Genomic DNA, 16,905 nt, shown 5'->3' with positions numbered 1-16,905 from the left:
TTATGATGTACGGGTAAACCGCAACTACGCTCTTTCCACTTTACCAGAACGAAGGCATGAAGTACAAACATACATTTTCTTTGTACCACCGTTCACCTTTACTCTAACAGATTTCAAATTCGATTTCCAAATCTTATTGCTTCTTCTATGAGAGTGGCTGACAGCGTTACCAAAGTGTACGCCTTTTCCACATACTGCACATTTAGCCATGAAAAGCACCTCCTTCTGCTTAAACTTCGCATGTCTCTTCTATATGAAACAAAATATCTCTCACACACGACAACACGAATATTTTAGCAAAATTCCAACTATAATGCAAGCAAAATTTTTATTTTTTTACAAATTTTAAAATTTCCACAATTCTTACGGATTATTCCGCATCTTTTCCCGCATCGTGTGGCTGCTCTTTATTTTTCTTTCCGGCAAATTTGTCAACAAAATCCGGTACCATATCGAGAATCTTTGTGATACCGTCCTGGTTCTTCACATTGACAAGTTTGGACGTTCCGTCTTTAATTACTAACACGGCACTTGGCTGGATTTTACCGCCCATACCGCCGCCACCGTTGTTTTTCTTTTCGGTGTCGTTTGCAAATGCACCGGCAGCAACGCCAAAGCTCACGTCCACAAGCGGAAGTACAATGGTTCCATCGTCAAAACGCACAGCGTCTCCCACTACGGTCTTTGTTGTGATAAAAGCATCCATCCCCTTAAACAGGGATTCTACTGTGTTGGTAAAATTATTTTCTGACATTTTAAAAAGCCTCCTTTTTTAATCTATGAATCTGTTTCCACATTCGTTTCAATTCTTTATCCTGATACAGTCTCAAAAAGAGCCGTAAAAAATAAATCACCCTCATTCTGCCCTTTACAAAAAAATCAGCATCCAGTCTTTTTTCCTCAAAGTCCGGTGTAACAAGCACCCCCTCCTGATAAGCAATCGGGAACAAACTGATAAGCCCCGTAACAAGCCCCGTCGATGAAGGGTCGCCGGTTCCAAATGCAAATGTCCCTCTCACCTTTTTCGGTGCGAGATACTTAACTAACTCTTTTATTTCCCGATACAACCGTTTCAAAAGTTTCTTGTTTTGTTTCACACACTTCATTATACTGGATAGCCCTTGAAATGAAAAGTGTTTTTTGCTTTTCATTTTCTTCGCTTTTTTGGTCCTGAAAAAAGTTCTCTTCTTCTTGTCCTTTCTTTGTTCCTTTTTTTCTTCCTGCGCTGCCAAAACCGGCTCGCCTGTTTCTTCTTTGTTATCCTGTAATGGTTCCGGCTCTTTTTCTTTCTCTGATTTCACCACGTTTTTTTTTACCGGTTTTTCATTTCCCATTCTCTTTATCGGAATACCAAACACAGAGAAAACAATCTGCTCCGAATCTTTTTTCTTTTTCACGGCAACAATAGACAAAAGCCAGCTCACCTTAAATGAATACTGGATTTTTTCATGGTTATCCCCTGCTGCCCGGTAGCGCACCGGCACACATAAAATAAGAGCCGTAAATAGTAAAGCAAGTCCTAAAAGTATGCCAAGTATAATGAAAATCCATTTGAGTATTAATAAAAAAATCCACATAGGCACACCTCTTTTCTCTGTTACTTTCTGCCCGGATAAAACTCCTTCTTAGCAAATACATTCCTTGGGTTATATTCCGGATTCTCACGATATCCTTTTTCTAAAATCTGCTGCAGGATTTCGACAGCGGCATCATAATCCGAAGTCAGTGCCACTACATACATATCCACATGACGGTAGCGGCGGAAAAACAACTGGCGCGTCTGCATAATCTCAAACAAATTCTTATCATTCTGCGCCAAGGTAAGCACGACGTAACTCTTTTTCCATGGGCGCCGCTTTTCCACCCGTTTTTTGCACCGTTTCGGATTTTTTTCTACGGTTTCATCCATATATAAATTCTGATACCAGTAAATCATATCATGTCCACTCCTGCTCCTCGCGAATCAAGTCTGCTAACATCGTAAGTACCACACATTTTTCAGCCTTGTCCTGACATCCCATCAGATTAACACGGATATAATCAAGTACCTCATCCGAATTTTGGAACGTCAATGGCAGTTTTTCAAGGACAAGTCCCATAATCGCTTTTTTCACCGGTTTTGACACCTGACTTAACTTCTCCGAAAGTTCATTTACTAATTCATCTGTGCATTTTCTCACATAGGAAAGGTCTGCTTTTTCCTCTTCCTCACCGGATACCGACAAGTCAATAAACAAACTGTCTGACAAAAGATTTGCCACTAATACAAAATCGTGGAATTGTCCGGCAAGACCGGTTTCCATCAATTCTATCTTATAAGAACTGCGGATTTCATATAAAATCGATTCCAAATGACTGGATTTTTCGACGCACTCCTCGATGCTGCCCTCTAACGGCACTAACAGTTCTTCTTTTAACTCTCCTTGTGCCAATGCCTGCCAAACGTTTCTTCCCGCTTTTTCAATCCGACTCATTTTCTCGCGGTAAGGAAGAATCAGTGCCATGGCATACACACCATTCACAACATTTTGCACTTCATAATAAAAGTCCGTAATTTCATGAATTTCTTTGGCTGTCTTTTCCAAAAGTGATACCAATTGATTGTATTTCTCGCCCTCTAATGACTCAAAATCGGTCTGTTCAAACGTTTGCAGGGCCTCTAAAATCTCTGGAAACTGATTTTCTTCCTGCTTTGGCTCATACAGCATCGCGCTCGTACGCACCATATACAAAAAGCCATCCAGTGCCGATTTATCGCCATCCTGATATAACGTAAGTGCTTCACCAATCCGCTCAAACAATTTATTCTTTGTCATATGAACCGGAATCTGTCCCATAATCAAACGAATTTTATCAAGCGCCACCTTTTGATCTTTACTGCCAAACAAATACCCTTCTAACATTTTCATGTACTCTTCTTCCTCAAAAGCTGCCAGTTTCTCTGACAATTCTTTCTTGGAAAGATATTTTAATTCCATACGGTTTAACACATATTCATAACAAATCATGCGGTCCGTGTACGCAGTTAAAACATCCATTTTATCCGTAATTTCATCCCGCAGATGATTCATTTTTTCACCAAGTACCGCGAAATCGCAGGACTCATCCGCCAAACAGCCAATCGCCTGTTTTACCTGCGAGAGCATTTTCTCCTTCTCATCCGCATCTAACACCTGTATTTCATCTTCCAAAAGCGAATACGCAGAAAAAGTCATTTCAAGCGTTCCATAATCCACATATGTTTTTACGGCAATGTCCGCATAATGTTTTAAATTTTCCTTTATATTTTTCCCGTTATGAATCTCTTGAATCAGTTTTCTCACGTTTTTATCCTTCTTTCTATCGTTTGTTTAGCTGACAAGCTGCCAGCCTTCCAGCCAGCGCAGTCCATCTCTTGCCATCTGCTCATAGATCGGCTGTCCGGAAAGTACCGGATAAAAAACTAAGAACAGGAAAAAGGCAACTGCCAGATAAACCATACACCATTTGAACCATTTTTTGTCCGCATCCACAAGTTTTACCATACCGTACACAATCATCATGGCGACAAATGGCACACTTGGAAAATAGTGATAGGAAAACGTACAGCGCGGCACTAAAATCCACGGTAATAATTGAACCGCATAGGCAAATACCATAAACAAGGCTTTTTTGTCTCCCCTTGTCACAAGCTGGTAAGCAATATACAAAGCCGACGCCACGCCAAGCACAATAAGGAACGGTCCATATAACTTCCATGAATCACCGCCTCCATTACTTGAAGACTGTTTCACAAACACACTCCACAAAGCAAGGAACACAAAGAATTCACAGCCGATACTCTGAAGCCATTGCGACGTTTTGCTTCCAAGTCTGTTCGAACGCCTTCTTCCAAATGGCAGAAGAATCAATATCAATGCCGGGATTCCTGCCCACCATACAAGCGGGTTACCAAAGGCACTGATACCCTCTTTCATACCATCCCGCAAAGTCTGGCAGTAATAATACATCGGTCGTATCATCGTCGGCCACTCATACCAGCTTGACTGCCATGGATGGGTAGCTTCCAGTTTGCTGTGGTATTCATACATAGCATGCTGATTATTCAACATTTTTCCGACCGTCTCAGCCACAGGATTTCCACTGTGGTCGCGAAGTGTATCCACAAGACCGGAAACAAATGTATTTTCCCATTTAAATCCTTCATAATTCTCATCTGTCACTTCGTAGAAGCGCTCGGTGTTATCCTTTGCACTGTCCTCAAACGGAACATAGGAAGCAACATAAATCGTTCCTGCTACAAACACAAAGAAAATCACACAGAAACCAAGGGTTAAAAGAAGTTTCTTCTTAAATACTTCAATAATATGCTTATGCGCAATTCCTTCTGTTTCGCCCGTCGGATTTTTCTTCGCCAGATGGTACTCAAAAATACGCCAGCCCATAATGGCAAAGAAGAACACAGCAAGACCGGCAGACGCATATACTGCCGTCCATTTCGATGCACAGCCAAGTCCCATCATCACTGCACTTAAGCCAAGCGGGATAAAGGTCTTCCACAATTTTGTATCATAAAAACTTGTCTGGCTGTACTGATACATAAAGTAGAACATTGCTATAATAAAGAATGTTCCGTACACATCAATGGTAGCAATTCTTGTCTGCGTAAAATGCATAAAATCAAAAGTAAATAAAAATGTCAACGCACCGGCCGCCCACGTGCGGTTCTTGAACAAACGCCTGCCAAAGAAGTACATAAACGGAATCATCCCGATTCCAAACAGCACACCGATAATTCGCCAGCCAAACGGATTCATGCCAAACATGCGCACACCAAGACTGATAAATACTTTACCAAGAGGCGGATGTGTCCACTCATAATTGCTCATTCCATGCGCAATTTCATAAGCCGTTCTCGCATGATAAATTTCATCAAAATAAGTGCCGCTCCTAAAGGTAATTGCCTTTCGGTATCCATCCTGTTCATCAAACAAGGAATCTCCGCCAATATGGTCACGGATTTTCACCGTATTTCCATTCGTATCCGTCAGTACCAGTTCATTCAAACTTGTATTATCCGAAAGTGTTGTCAAGCGGATATAGCGGTACGAATCATTGGCAAAAGAATAAGTATCGGCATTTTGCTGATTTTCCTCTGAAAGTCTGCTAAAGCCATCAGCCTCACCACTGACTACCGTTCCCACTTTCTGATACTGTGGCTCCTCACCATCATTTGCCGATTTTGCCACTTCCACTTCAAACCGCTGATTTGCTTTCTCTGTAGAGTAGCCGCGCAGCATACTAAAGTAACTATCTGCACCCAAATCTAAAGTCACGGTTTCTCCAGCTTTTTCAGCTTTCCAGACAGTCTCCGGCAAATCACTCTGCGGCTCAAAACAATCCTGCTCATCAAACAAATTCTTATATTCAGAAGCATTGACCGGTTTCATCCAGTTTCCGTCTTTGTCAAGAATCACCAATTCATTCAGCATAAAGGTATCAGAAAGCTGTTCTTCATCAACACTTAAGCGGATATAACGGTAATCTTTTGCCAGATTATAATCATCCGCGCCCTCTTCCTGAGATTCTTTGTCCCAAGTCTTTAATGCATCCCAGCAGAACACACTTGTTGCTCTGACCGTGCCGACCATATCATAGTTTTTCCCATCCTCTGACATTTCAAGCGTCATCATACGGTCTTCCTTCGCTCCAAGGAACGTATAAATCATTCCGATATCTTTTGCTTTACCAAGATCTAACACAATCTCGGAATTACCATTTTCCGGCTGCCAGTAAGTCTCCGGAGCCTTGGTATCACCCAAATCACGAAAAGCGAATACACTGTATAATACAAGAATTCCAAACAATACAATATAATCCCACTTTGTAAATTTAGGCATTCTTCTTGTCGCATGAATATGTTGTTTATAGACTTCTTCCGGTTCTTTCTCTTTCACCTTCGGATTTTTCACAAGATATGGAAGGGTGTTCCTTTTCTTCTTTCCTCCGGATACCTCTTTTAAATCCTCCATAACCGAAACAGAAAAAGAAGCATAAATCAAATAAGCAAACATTAAAATTGTAAGGACTGCCGTAATTCCAATTAACGGTCCGTTTGGTGCCGTATTTTCGTTTTCCTCGACATACGCCCACAAAACATGACCTACATTCAAAAAGTGAATTGCCGAAAATCCCACATAAGTAAAGAATAACTGTTTGGTCGGCTTCACCAAAAAGGCAGCCAACATAAGTACAAGTGCCGGGAATAAATATCTCTCATGCATACGCACTGAGAATAAAAACATATTGGCAAGAAGTACCGCCATGCTTGTAAAATAGCGGGAATTATCATCTTTTAAGCGGAAGAAAATCACGGCACTCAGTGCAACGGATACTAAAATTGCGAGTGTTCCCCACGAGCTTGCTGACACACCTAAAAATGAATTTGCCTGCGGCTGCCAGTTCTGTCCTAACAGCGCCCAGAAATTGTATGCATTAATCGTCGCATACGGATACGAGCCCAACGTATTCACATACTGGCTGAACACTTTGTCCACACCAAACGGAAGGGTAAATACAACCATTGCCACAAGAGATAAAACGCCGCCTACTAAATCCCGAAACATTTTTTCTTTTGAAAAATCTTTTAAGAAAACCTGTTCAATAATTGTCCAAATCAAAAGCGGAGCAAACATAATCATCTGCGGTTTGATAAGAACTCCGGCAACAAAAGCAAAATACGCAAAAATACGCTTTTCTTCCATGCACAGATAGCAGACAAGCAACAGGAAAAAGGTAAATACACCATCCACCTGTCCCCATGCCGAAGAATCCAGAACAACGACCGGACTGAGCACGTATGTCGCTGACAAAATAAGAGAAGAACCTTCAGAAAATTTTCTCTTTGCTATCTTATAAAGCAGTGCCCCTGCACCAAGATCAAACAAAATCGGAATCAGTTTAATAACACATCTTCCGGCTCCCGTTGCAACATCCAGATTAAAGATGCTGCGCAGAGCCCCAATGCCCCACAGCATTGCCATATATCCGGGCGGATAATCCGTAAAAGAATCCGAATGATAGAAATTCCAGAATCCATCTTTAAAAATCATATCCGACCACGCACTAAAGCAGGTCATATCCGTTCCATGTCCTTCATACGCTGCCGCAAAAATCAGTTTTACAAGCAGCGCTGCCGCTAATACAAGCAGTAGATTAGTCCATGACTTTTTACTGTCTTTGCGGTAAATCCGAATTCCTTCTACTTCATAGCGGAATTTTTCAAAATACAAAACAGCAAAAACTGCCACGGTTAAAACCGCTACTAACACTAACATTTGTACACTATTTGTCGCAATACCAAACAATCCCATTTTCCGACTCCTTCCTCCTTTTAATGATGCACATGCTCATGGGTAAATAAATGCTCTGAACAATACTCATAGTTTCCCTCACATTTGGAGCAGTAACGGAACTCTAACTGCGGAGAGTCCACATCCGTTCTGCCACAAATCACACAATGATGCCTTGGTACACTTCCCTGTGTGGGTGCTGTTTTTTTCTTATATTCCATCTTTCTCTTCTTCTGATGGTACGCCTGCTTTGGCGTAAGAGAACCACGCCCCATAAAATAGAAGATAAAAAAGTTTAATAAAAGAACCAAAATCACCGCTGCCGAATAATAATATCCACTCATCAGATAGCGGACAAACATATAGCCATCCATCAAAAGATATACAATACTCAGCCACTTTGCCTTAACCGGGATAATAAAATACACAAGGAACTGTGCATCCGGGAAAGCAAAGGCAAACGCTAAAAACATCGTCTGGTTCAAATCATCCATAATATTGGCGGAAAGCATATAATCCGTATAAGCAGTTGCAGCATTTGGCACTAACCCAAGTTGTAAAAACAGATAAAAAACAAATGTCATAATTACAACCAGTAAAAGTCCGCCAAAATAAAACAAATTAAAGCGGAAAGTTCCCCACATGCGCTCCAGATTTGTTCCAATCGAATAATACACAAAAATCCAGATTGCAAACCACAATAAACTAACCATGCCGGTACCGCCAAACTGTCCGGATGGGCTTAACACAAAGGTGAAAATACGCCAAACCTGTCCATGCAGAATACTTGCAATATCCAAACTCAGATACGAATAATAAAACATCGGATTCACAAGACTAATCAGAATTCCGACAATATTAACTCCAATGACATACCGCATCAGATTCGGAATGCCAAATTTTCCAAACCGTGTTCTCTCCAATCGGTCTAATAAACTCATAGTTCTTTTTTAACCTCCATTCAACAATCGTCTTTTCCCTATTAAAACAAATCTTTTTTGCGGAACAACAACGCCACAACGCCGGAAATAATAAGCGTTAAAACAATAATGGTAAAAAATCCAAACGGCGAATGTCCAAGTGGAATATTATCAAAGTTCATTCCAAAGAAACTGGCAATCATCGTCGGGATTGATAAAACAATCGTAACCGTTGCCAAGAACTTCATTACAATATTTAAGTTATTGGATATAACAGACGCAAACGCATCCATCATTCCACTTAAAATTCCACTGTATATATTTGCCATTTCAATCGCCTGTTTATTCTCGATAATGACATCTTCCAATAAGTCCTCATCTTCCGGATATTTTTTAACGCGCTCCGTCCGCAGAAGTTTCTCTAAAACGACCTCATTTGAGCGCAGGGAAGTGGTAAAATAAACCAGACTTTTTTCCAGCTCCAAAAGTTCAATCAACTCACTGTTTTTCTGGGAAATATGCAGTTTTTCCTCAATCTGGTCACTTTTTCTGTCAATAATACGCAGATAACGCAGGTAGGAAGCAGCATTGCGATACAAAATCTGGAATACAAAGCGAGTCTTTTTGAATGTGTAAAACTCGCGTACTCTACGGTTTACAAATGCTTTCAAAACCGGTGATTCTTCCAGACAAATCGTAATGATATGCTCCTTTGTCATGTAAATACCAAGAGGAATCGTGACATACCGGTCTTTCTCATCAAGCGAAGGAATGTCCACCAAAATCATATTGTATCCATCTTCCAATTCGATACGGGAACGTTCCTCATCATCCAGAGGTGCCCGTAAATCATCCAAGTCAATCCCAGTCTCTTCCTGCAAAAAAGACAATTCTTCCTCATTTGGGTGAATGGCTGATATCCAACAGCCCTCTTCTATTTTATCAAGCACCACCATATCATCTTCTATGGTTTTATAAATGGAAATCATGCTTGTTCACCTTCCTTTCAAAGACAACGGCGATTCCCCGAAAACAAGGCATCGCCGAGTCTGACTAATCCATTTTCATTATAAAGGTTCTAATAACCTTTGTCAAACCTTCTTTGGCACTTCAAAAAGGACATCTGCCGCGATAATAATCTGCTCCGGATTATTCTTTTCAAAAAACTCTGCCATCGTCATACCGCACTCATTCAATATCGCTCCAAGGCTTTTTGTTCCATCTGCACGATAGACACAAGACACCTCTTTTTCTTCCTCTGACTGTGCCGTTTGTTCCTCTTCGTATTCCTCATCGTCTGTCTCCTGTTCGGTTGTCTCCACATTTTCCTGCTGAATTCCCCGTCCTGCCATCGGTCCGCTTCCACAGGGCATCGGAATACAGATTTCCTGTCCCGGTCTTAAATTATACACATCCACATAAGGGTTTGCCCGCAGAATAAGTGCGAGCGGAACACGGTAGCGTCTGCTCAACTGGTAAAGATTATCGCCGGAGCGAATGACATGTATCATTCCATTACAAAAGCGTTGATTCATTTTCAGATTCCTGCCTTTTTTTATTATCCTATTCAAAAGAATGCCATTTGTTCTTTCTAATTTTGTTGCAAAACCATTCTTTTTGTCGTATAATAAGGTTTCGATAATTAGATAACAAAAAATGATTTTAATAGGAAACTTTAGGAGGTACTTATGAAACGAGTAGGTATCGATATTGGTTCAACCACAGTAAAAATTGCTGTGCTGGATGATAACAATAACATACTGTTTTCTGCCTATGAGCGTCACTACGCAAATATCCAGGAAACCTTACGTGCAATTATGGAACGTGCTTACAACGAACTTGGTGACTGTGACATCGCACCGATGATTACCGGTTCCGGTGGTCTTTCCATTTCAAAGCACCTTGACATTCCATTTGTGCAGGAAGTTGTGAGCGTTGCTACTTCCTTAAAAAGTTATGCTCCTCAGACCGATGTCGCCATTGAACTTGGTGGTGAGGATGCAAAAATTATTTACTTTACCGATGGTATTGAGCAGCGAATGAACGGTATCTGTGCCGGCGGTACCGGTTCTTTTATCGATCAAATGGCTACCTTATTAAAAACAGACGCTGCCGGATTAAATACCTATGCAAAAGATTACCAGGCTTTATATCCGATTGCCGCACGATGTGGTGTATTTGCAAAGACTGATATTCAGCCTTTAATAAATGAGGGCGCATCGAAACCGGATCTTGCCGCTTCCATTTTCCAGGCTGTCGTAAACCAGACAATCAGTGGTCTTGCCTGCGGAAAACCGATTCGCGGTAACGTTGCTTTTCTCGGCGGTCCGCTGCACTTTTTAACAGAATTAAAACAGGCATTCATCCGCACTCTTAATTTAACCGGGGATGCCATTATTGCACCGGAAAATTCCCATCTTTTTGCTGCAAGCGGAGCAGCCATGAACTCGGAGGGAAAAGGCGCCACAACAATCGGTGCTTTGTTAAAGAAGCTTTCCGGCGAAATTAAAATTGAATTTGAAGTGACTCGTATGGAGCCTCTTTTCAAAGATGAAACTGATTACAATGAATTTATCGAAAAACATAACGTACACAGCGTAAAGAAGGGAGATATCTCCACTTACGAAGGAAATGTATTTCTTGGCGTAGATGCCGGTTCAACAACAACTAAAGTAGCTCTTGTCGGTGAGGATGGTTCTCTTCTGTACTCATTCTATGATAACAATAACGGAAGCCCGCTAAAAACGACAATTAAAGCAATTAAGGAAATTTATGAACTGCTCCCGGAAAGTGCCACAATTGTGCGTTCCTGTTCAACCGGATACGGCGAAGCACTGATTAAATCCGCTTTGATGTTAGATGAAGGTGAAGTTGAAACCGTTTCCCATTATTACGCTGCTTCTTTCTTTGACCCGGATGTTGATTGTATTCTGGACATCGGCGGTCAGGATATGAAATGTATTAAAATCAAAAATCACTCCGTAGACCAGGTACAGTTAAATGAAGCCTGCTCTTCCGGCTGTGGTTCTTTTATCGAGACGTTTGCACGCTCGTTGAATTATGAAGTAAAAGATTTTGCAAAACTGGCTCTGTTTGCCGAAAATCCAATTGATTTGGGTTCCCGCTGCACCGTATTTATGAATTCTAAAGTAAAACAGGCACAAAAAGAAGGAGCTACGGTCGCAGATATTTCTGCCGGACTTGCTATTTCCGTTATTAAAAATGCCCTGTTAAAGGTAATTAAATTAACAGACCCGAAAGATCTCGGTAAAAACGTAGTTGTTCAAGGTGGTACTTTCTATAACGATGCGGTATTACGAAGTTTTGAGCGTGTTTCCGGATGTCAGGCAATTCGCCCTGACATTGCCGGTATCATGGGTGCTTTTGGTGCCGCACTGATTGCCCGTGAGCATTACGAAGAGGGAGAAACTTCTTCCATGCTCTCTTTACAGGACATTATCGAGTTAAAATTTGAAAGTTCCATGACAAGATGTAAGGGATGTACCAATCATTGTCTCCTTACAATAAACCGCTTTACCGGTGGCCGTCAGTTTGTGTCCGGTAACCGATGTGAACGTGGTCTTGGCAAAGAAAAGACAAACCGTGACATTCCAAACCTTTACGCCTATAAAAATAAGCGTCTTTTTGACCACTATAAACCATTATCTGCGGACAAAGCATATCGCGGCAAGGTCGGAATTCCACGCGTATTAAATATGTATGAGAATTATCCATACTGGTTTACTTTCTTTACGGAACTTGGCTACGAAGTCGTTCTTTCACCGGCTTCCAACCGAAACATTTATTCACTTGGTATCGAATCGATTCCAAGCGAATCGGAATGTTATCCGGCAAAGTTAGCTCACGGACATATCTCATGGCTGTTAAACCAGGGCGTTTCGTACATTTTTTACCCTTGTGTTCCTTACGAGCGCAAAGAATTTGATGAAGCGGGCAACCACTACAACTGCCCAATTGTCACTTCTTATGGAGAAAATATCAAAAATAATGTAGAAGAATTGGCAGATGAATCGATTACCTACCAGAATCCATTCGTCTCCTTTGAAAGCGATAAAATTCTTGCCGATGAGTTAGTACGCTATCTCAGCAAAGAAAATAATATTGATGCCGGCAAGATTCGAAAAGCTGCCCACAAGGCATACGAAGAATTGCAAAAAACAAGAAATGATATCCGCTTAGAGGGCGAACGCGTATTAAAATGGATGGCAGATAACAACAAGCGTGGTATTGTGTTAGCCGGTCGTCCTTACCATATTGACCCGGAAATCAACCACGGTATTCCGGAATTGATTACATCTTACGATATTGCGGTATTATCTGAGGACAGCATTTCCCATTTAGGAAAAGTTGACCGGCCAACGATTGCGATGGATCAGTGGATGTATCATTCCAGACTTTATGCCGCTGCCAGTTTTGTACGCACCCAGAACAATCTGGATATGATTCAGCTTAACTCTTTTGGATGTGGACTTGACGCAGTAACAACCGACCAGGTCAATGATATTTTGACAAGTTCCAATAAAATTTGTACGGTTCTTAAAATTGACGAGGTCAACAACTTAGGTGCCGCAAGAATTCGTATCCGTTCGCTTATTTCCGCCGTGAAAGACCGCGAACGCAAGGGAATTAAGTCCTCTCCTCAAAATTCAGCCTATAAACGAGTTGAATTTACAAAGGAAATGCGTAAGAATTACACGATTTTAGCACCACAGATGTCACCAATTCATTTTGACATTTTAATGCCGGCTCTTGCCGCCTGTGGTTACAATCTTGTTCAGCTTCCTACTGGCGTAGGCGAATTGGATTACGGCTTAAAATATGTAAATAATGATGCGTGCTATCCGTCTCTTCTTGTAGTCGGACAGTTCATGAAAGCATTGTTATCCGGCGAGTACGATTTAAATAAAACTGCTTTAATCATTACTCAGACCGGTGGTGGATGCCGTGCAACAAACTATATCGGCTTTATCCGCCGTGCACTAAAAAAAGCAGGCATGGAACAGATTCCGGTTATCTCATTAAGTGCCGGCGTGGAAACAAACTCCGGCTTTGACATCAATTACCGATTGTTAAAAGCCGCTATTCACAGCTTAATCTACGGTGATTTGTTTATGCGCGTCGTATACCGTACCCGCCCTTACGAGAAGGTACCGGGTTCCGTAAACGCTCTTCACGATAAATGGAAAAAAGTCTGTATTGAGGCTGTGAAAAAACCAAAGCAGTCGGAACTTAAGAAAAATATCAAACAAATCGTGAAGGAATTTGATGAAATAGAATTAGATGAAACAAAGAAAAAACCACGTGTTGGAATCGTTGGTGAGATTTTAGTTAAATATCTCCCTGCAGCCAACAATCATGTTGTTGAACTCTTGGAGGCTGAAGGTGCTGAAGCAGTCTGTCCGGATATGCTTGACTTCTTTATGTACAGTGCTTACGATAGTGAATTTAAGGCTGACCATCTTGGCTTTAAGAAAACCAGTAAGTGGCTTGGAAATGCTGCTATCTGGCTGTTAAATCAGTTCCGCAAGCCATACTGCAAAGCACTTGCTGAAAGCAAACGTTTTGAGGCACCACCTGAGATTCACGTACTGGCTAAATATGCAGAGCCTTTCGTATCTAACGGTAACCAGACCGGTGAAGGATGGTTTCTCACAGGTGAAATGATTGAATTGATTCACAGCAATGTGCCAAACATCGTTTGTACTCAGCCATTTGGCTGTCTGCCAAACCATGTCGTTGGTAAAGGTGTTATCAAACAGATTCGAAAGGCATTCCCAGATGCCAACATTGTAGCCGTTGACTATGATCCCGGCGCCAGCGAAGTAAACCAGTTAAATCGTATCAAACTGATGTTAGCAACAGCAAATGAGAATTTAAACAAATAAAAAGAATCACAATTTAGGAGTCTGCCAAAAGGCCGGCTCCTTTTTATTTGTAAGAAATAAGGAGTCTGCCTTAGCAAACTCCTTATTATATTTTGAATCATTTTGTAGATTCTTTTTCATTTACTTCTTAACTTAGTTCATTTTCTTTCTAAATACAATTACTCCGAAAATTGCTAATACAGACAATCCCATAACAATCATTGGGAACAAAAGATTTGTTGTATCTCCTGTTTCCGGTGCGGAATCAGATAATGGTACATCTTCATCCAACAAAGTAGTTGTTTTCTTACTGGTTGCTGATGCTTTTGGTGTATCCGGGTCTGTCAGCTCTTTACTTGCTCTCGGTGTGTCTTCATCAAAATCGAACAAGTTTGGAGTAGCTGTTGCTGTCACTTCCGGTGTCGGTGTTGCATCATCATCCGGAGTAGCCGTTGGTGTTACCTCCGGAGTAGCCGTTGGTGTTACTTCCGGTGTAGTTGTCGGTGTTACTTCCGGTGTAGCTGTCGGCGTTGCCGTTGGTGTTGGTGTCGGTGTTGCTGTCACTTTTGGTGTTGGTGTCGCTGTCACCTTCGGTGTTGGTGTCGCCGTTACTTTTGGTGTTGGTGTCGCCGTCACCTTCGGTGTCGGTGTTGCTGTCACTTTTGGTGTTGGTGTCGCCGTTACTTTTGGTGTCGGTGTCGCCGTTACCTTTGGTGTTGGTGTCGCCGTCACATTCGGTGTCGGTGTTGCTGTCACTTTTGGTGTTGGTGTCGCCGTTACCTTTGGTGTTGGTGTTGCCGTTACCTTTGGTGTTGGTGTCGCCGTTACCTTCGGTGTTGGTGTTGCCGTTACCTTTGGTGTTGGTGTTGCCGTTACCTTTGGTGTTGGTGTTGCTGTCACTTTTGGTGTCGGTGTCGCTGTCACTTTCGGCGTTGGTGTTGGTGTCACTTTTGGCGTTGGTGTCACTTTCGGGATTTTCTTTGAAATCATATGCCATTCGCCAGAATTGCTGACAACAGTATCACATACCAGCCATCCTTCGGATGTAGTACTCAAATTCACAAAAGCTTTTGGCGCAATTATCGTAGCTCTCATACCATCTGAGTTCAAATTCAAATTCGTCACATAAGGCATATTCCACACAACAGACTCTGCCATTTCCTCGTGTGTTTTACTTCCATTTTTTACAGTAATCTTATATTCCGGAATGCGAACATCATCTTTCAATGATACATTAAATACTAAGGACTGATTTGCTCGCAATGTGACCTTAACACCACCATTCTGAATTTTCCCTGCAGTGATATTTTCAACCATAGCATCCGCATCCACATATACAACTTCTTCATCAATTCCTGTAATGTCTACATGATAATTGTTCATGTCCTTAACATCTTTTGGTGTTGTGTAATCTGCCTTTTTCACAACAGATTCTGCATAGTTTGAAACAGATGCAAGCATTGCTTTAACTTCATCTTTCACACTTTCCTTTACTACTACATAAGGCGTCCCACGGAATTTCGTCTCTCCTACAACTTCTCCAATCCGAACCTCTCCGGAAGCATTTGCTTTGCTCTCAGAAATCGTGTTTCCGTTCCAATGACCATTCCCCTGGTACTTACCTACGGCAAAGTTTGTCTCCATATCTGCTGTCTGATTCAGATAATTACAAACAATTCCGTACTCAATGCAATCTCCCAAAAAAGGCTGATTATTTGACGCAAATGAAATTCCGCCAATTACCCCGATTGCAATTGCGATTGACGCCACAGCAACTGCTGCTTTTGCCCAAAAACTTCGCTTTAATCTCCTCATCATATTCCTCCAGTCTTTTAATCCTTTTAGTTTAATTTGTTACAAGATTAGTATAATTCTATACTTATCATTAGTGTAACATAAACCTATCACATATATCAAGAAGTTTTTTTCATTTTTTTACATTTTTTTAATGATATGAAAATTTCAAATCAGGAAACACTAGAAAGGCCGTTTTGCTATGAAAACATTTACTGATATCCATATAAAATAAGTCATATTTCACTATATGAAATAAGACTCATCCAGTTGAGTCTTATTCAAAATTCATTTTCTATTTTTTCAGGAATCTCCCACTGAATTGGAGCTTCTCCATTCTTTATCAAAAAATCATTTGTCTGGCTAAAAGGTTTACTGCCAAAGAATCCTCGGTATGCCGACAAAGGGCTTGGATGAGGTGCTTTCAGCACAAGGTGCTTCGGATTTGTCAACATTTTCGCCTTTTCCTGTGCCGGCTTTCCCCATAAAATGAATACAATTGGTCTATCCTGCGTATTTAATTTAGCAATTGCCGCATCCGTAAACTCTTCCCAGCCGACACCACGGTGTGACATCGGCTTGTGTGCCTGAACCGTAAGCACCGTATTCAAAAGTAGAACACCTTGTTTTGCCCACGAAGTCAGACAACCGTGGCTTGGAATTTTGCAGCCTAAATCATCATGCAGTTCTTTGTAAATATTTTCAAGAGACGGTGGAATTGCCACCTGTGGTTTCACCGAAAAACAAAGCCCATGCGCCTGTCCTTCATTATGGTAAGGGTCCTGTCCCAAAATCACAACCTTAACCTTCTCAAGTGGCGTAAGATGAAAGGCTGTAAAAATTTCATCTGCCTTTGGATATACAATTGTCTCACTATATTGTTTCCGAATAAAAAAGAATAAGTTTTTATAATATTCTTTGGAAAATTCTTCGTGCAATGCACGCTCCCACTCACCTGTCAAAGCACTCATAACA

General features: G+C 41.3%; 12 protein-coding genes. 1 reads left to right on the top strand and 11 read right to left on the bottom strand.

Annotated features, from left to right (window positions below; genetic code table 11):
• Positions 1 to 24: 24 nt before the first annotated feature.
• The 9 genes from rpmB to DW005_RS00140 form a co-directional block, all read right to left on the bottom strand.
• Positions 25 to 210 carry a 50S ribosomal protein L28 gene (gene rpmB, locus DW005_RS00180; RefSeq protein WP_022056941.1) on the bottom strand — a complete coding sequence of 62 codons (186 nt, stop codon included), beginning with the start codon at positions 208 to 210 and terminating at the stop codon, positions 25 to 27.
• Positions 211 to 370: 160 nt separating this feature from the next.
• Positions 371 to 754 carry a GerW family sporulation protein gene (locus tag DW005_RS00175; protein WP_022378065.1) on the bottom strand — a complete coding sequence of 128 codons (384 nt, stop codon included), beginning with the start codon at positions 752 to 754 and terminating at the stop codon, positions 371 to 373.
• 1 nt (position 755) lies between these two features.
• Complete coding sequence (locus tag DW005_RS00170; RefSeq protein WP_117477683.1) at positions 756 to 1,577, bottom strand: DUF2953 domain-containing protein; 822 nt, start codon at positions 1,575 to 1,577, stop codon at positions 756 to 758.
• A 20-nt stretch (positions 1,578 to 1,597) separates the two neighbouring features.
• Positions 1,598 to 1,936, bottom strand: coding sequence for a hypothetical protein (locus tag DW005_RS00165; protein ID WP_117477682.1), 339 nt, complete (start codon positions 1,934 to 1,936; stop codon positions 1,598 to 1,600).
• Position 1,937: 1 nt separating this feature from the next.
• Positions 1,938 to 3,323 (bottom strand): hypothetical protein, encoded by a 1,386-nt coding sequence (locus tag DW005_RS00160; protein WP_117477681.1) that lies wholly within the window; start codon positions 3,321 to 3,323, stop codon positions 1,938 to 1,940.
• 27 nt (positions 3,324 to 3,350) lie between these two features.
• Positions 3,351 to 7,352, bottom strand: a complete 4,002-nt coding sequence (locus DW005_RS00155) for a glycosyltransferase family 39 protein (RefSeq protein ID WP_117477680.1) — start codon at positions 7,350 to 7,352, stop codon at positions 3,351 to 3,353.
• Between the two features lie 20 nt (positions 7,353 to 7,372).
• Positions 7,373 to 8,272: a hypothetical protein gene (locus tag DW005_RS00150; protein WP_117477679.1), complete on the bottom strand. Its 900-nt coding sequence runs from the start codon at positions 8,270 to 8,272 to the stop codon at positions 7,373 to 7,375.
• Between the two features lie 41 nt (positions 8,273 to 8,313).
• On the bottom strand, positions 8,314 to 9,240 hold the full coding sequence (locus DW005_RS00145) for a magnesium transporter CorA family protein (protein WP_022378071.1): 927 nt from the start codon (positions 9,238 to 9,240) through the stop codon (positions 8,314 to 8,316).
• A gap of 102 nt (positions 9,241 to 9,342) precedes the next feature.
• Entirely contained in the window at positions 9,343 to 9,786 is a 444-nt protein-coding gene (locus DW005_RS00140; protein WP_117477678.1) for a LysM domain-containing protein, read from the bottom strand.
• Between the two features lie 153 nt (positions 9,787 to 9,939).
• On the opposite strand from DW005_RS00140, the gene DW005_RS00135 reads away from it, so the two are divergent.
• Complete coding sequence (locus tag DW005_RS00135) at positions 9,940 to 14,157, top strand: 2-hydroxyacyl-CoA dehydratase (protein ID WP_117477677.1); 4,218 nt, start codon at positions 9,940 to 9,942, stop codon at positions 14,155 to 14,157.
• Between the two features lie 132 nt (positions 14,158 to 14,289).
• On the opposite strand, the gene DW005_RS00130 is transcribed toward DW005_RS00135, so the two are convergent.
• Positions 14,290 to 15,951: a collagen-binding domain-containing protein gene (locus tag DW005_RS00130; RefSeq protein ID WP_181974887.1), complete on the bottom strand. Its 1,662-nt coding sequence runs from the start codon at positions 15,949 to 15,951 to the stop codon at positions 14,290 to 14,292.
• Positions 15,952 to 16,211: 260 nt separating this feature from the next.
• Positions 16,212 to 16,901 (bottom strand): uracil-DNA glycosylase, encoded by a 690-nt coding sequence (locus tag DW005_RS00125; RefSeq protein WP_117477675.1) that lies wholly within the window; start codon positions 16,899 to 16,901, stop codon positions 16,212 to 16,214.
• Between the last annotated feature and the right edge of the window lie 4 nt (positions 16,902 to 16,905).

It is taken from the genome of Clostridium sp. AF36-4 (assembly GCF_003435975.1).
In the GTDB taxonomy this organism is placed as follows: domain Bacteria; phylum Bacillota; class Clostridia; order Lachnospirales; family Lachnospiraceae; genus Eubacterium_F.
This window is presented reverse-complemented; position numbering and strand designations above follow the sequence as displayed.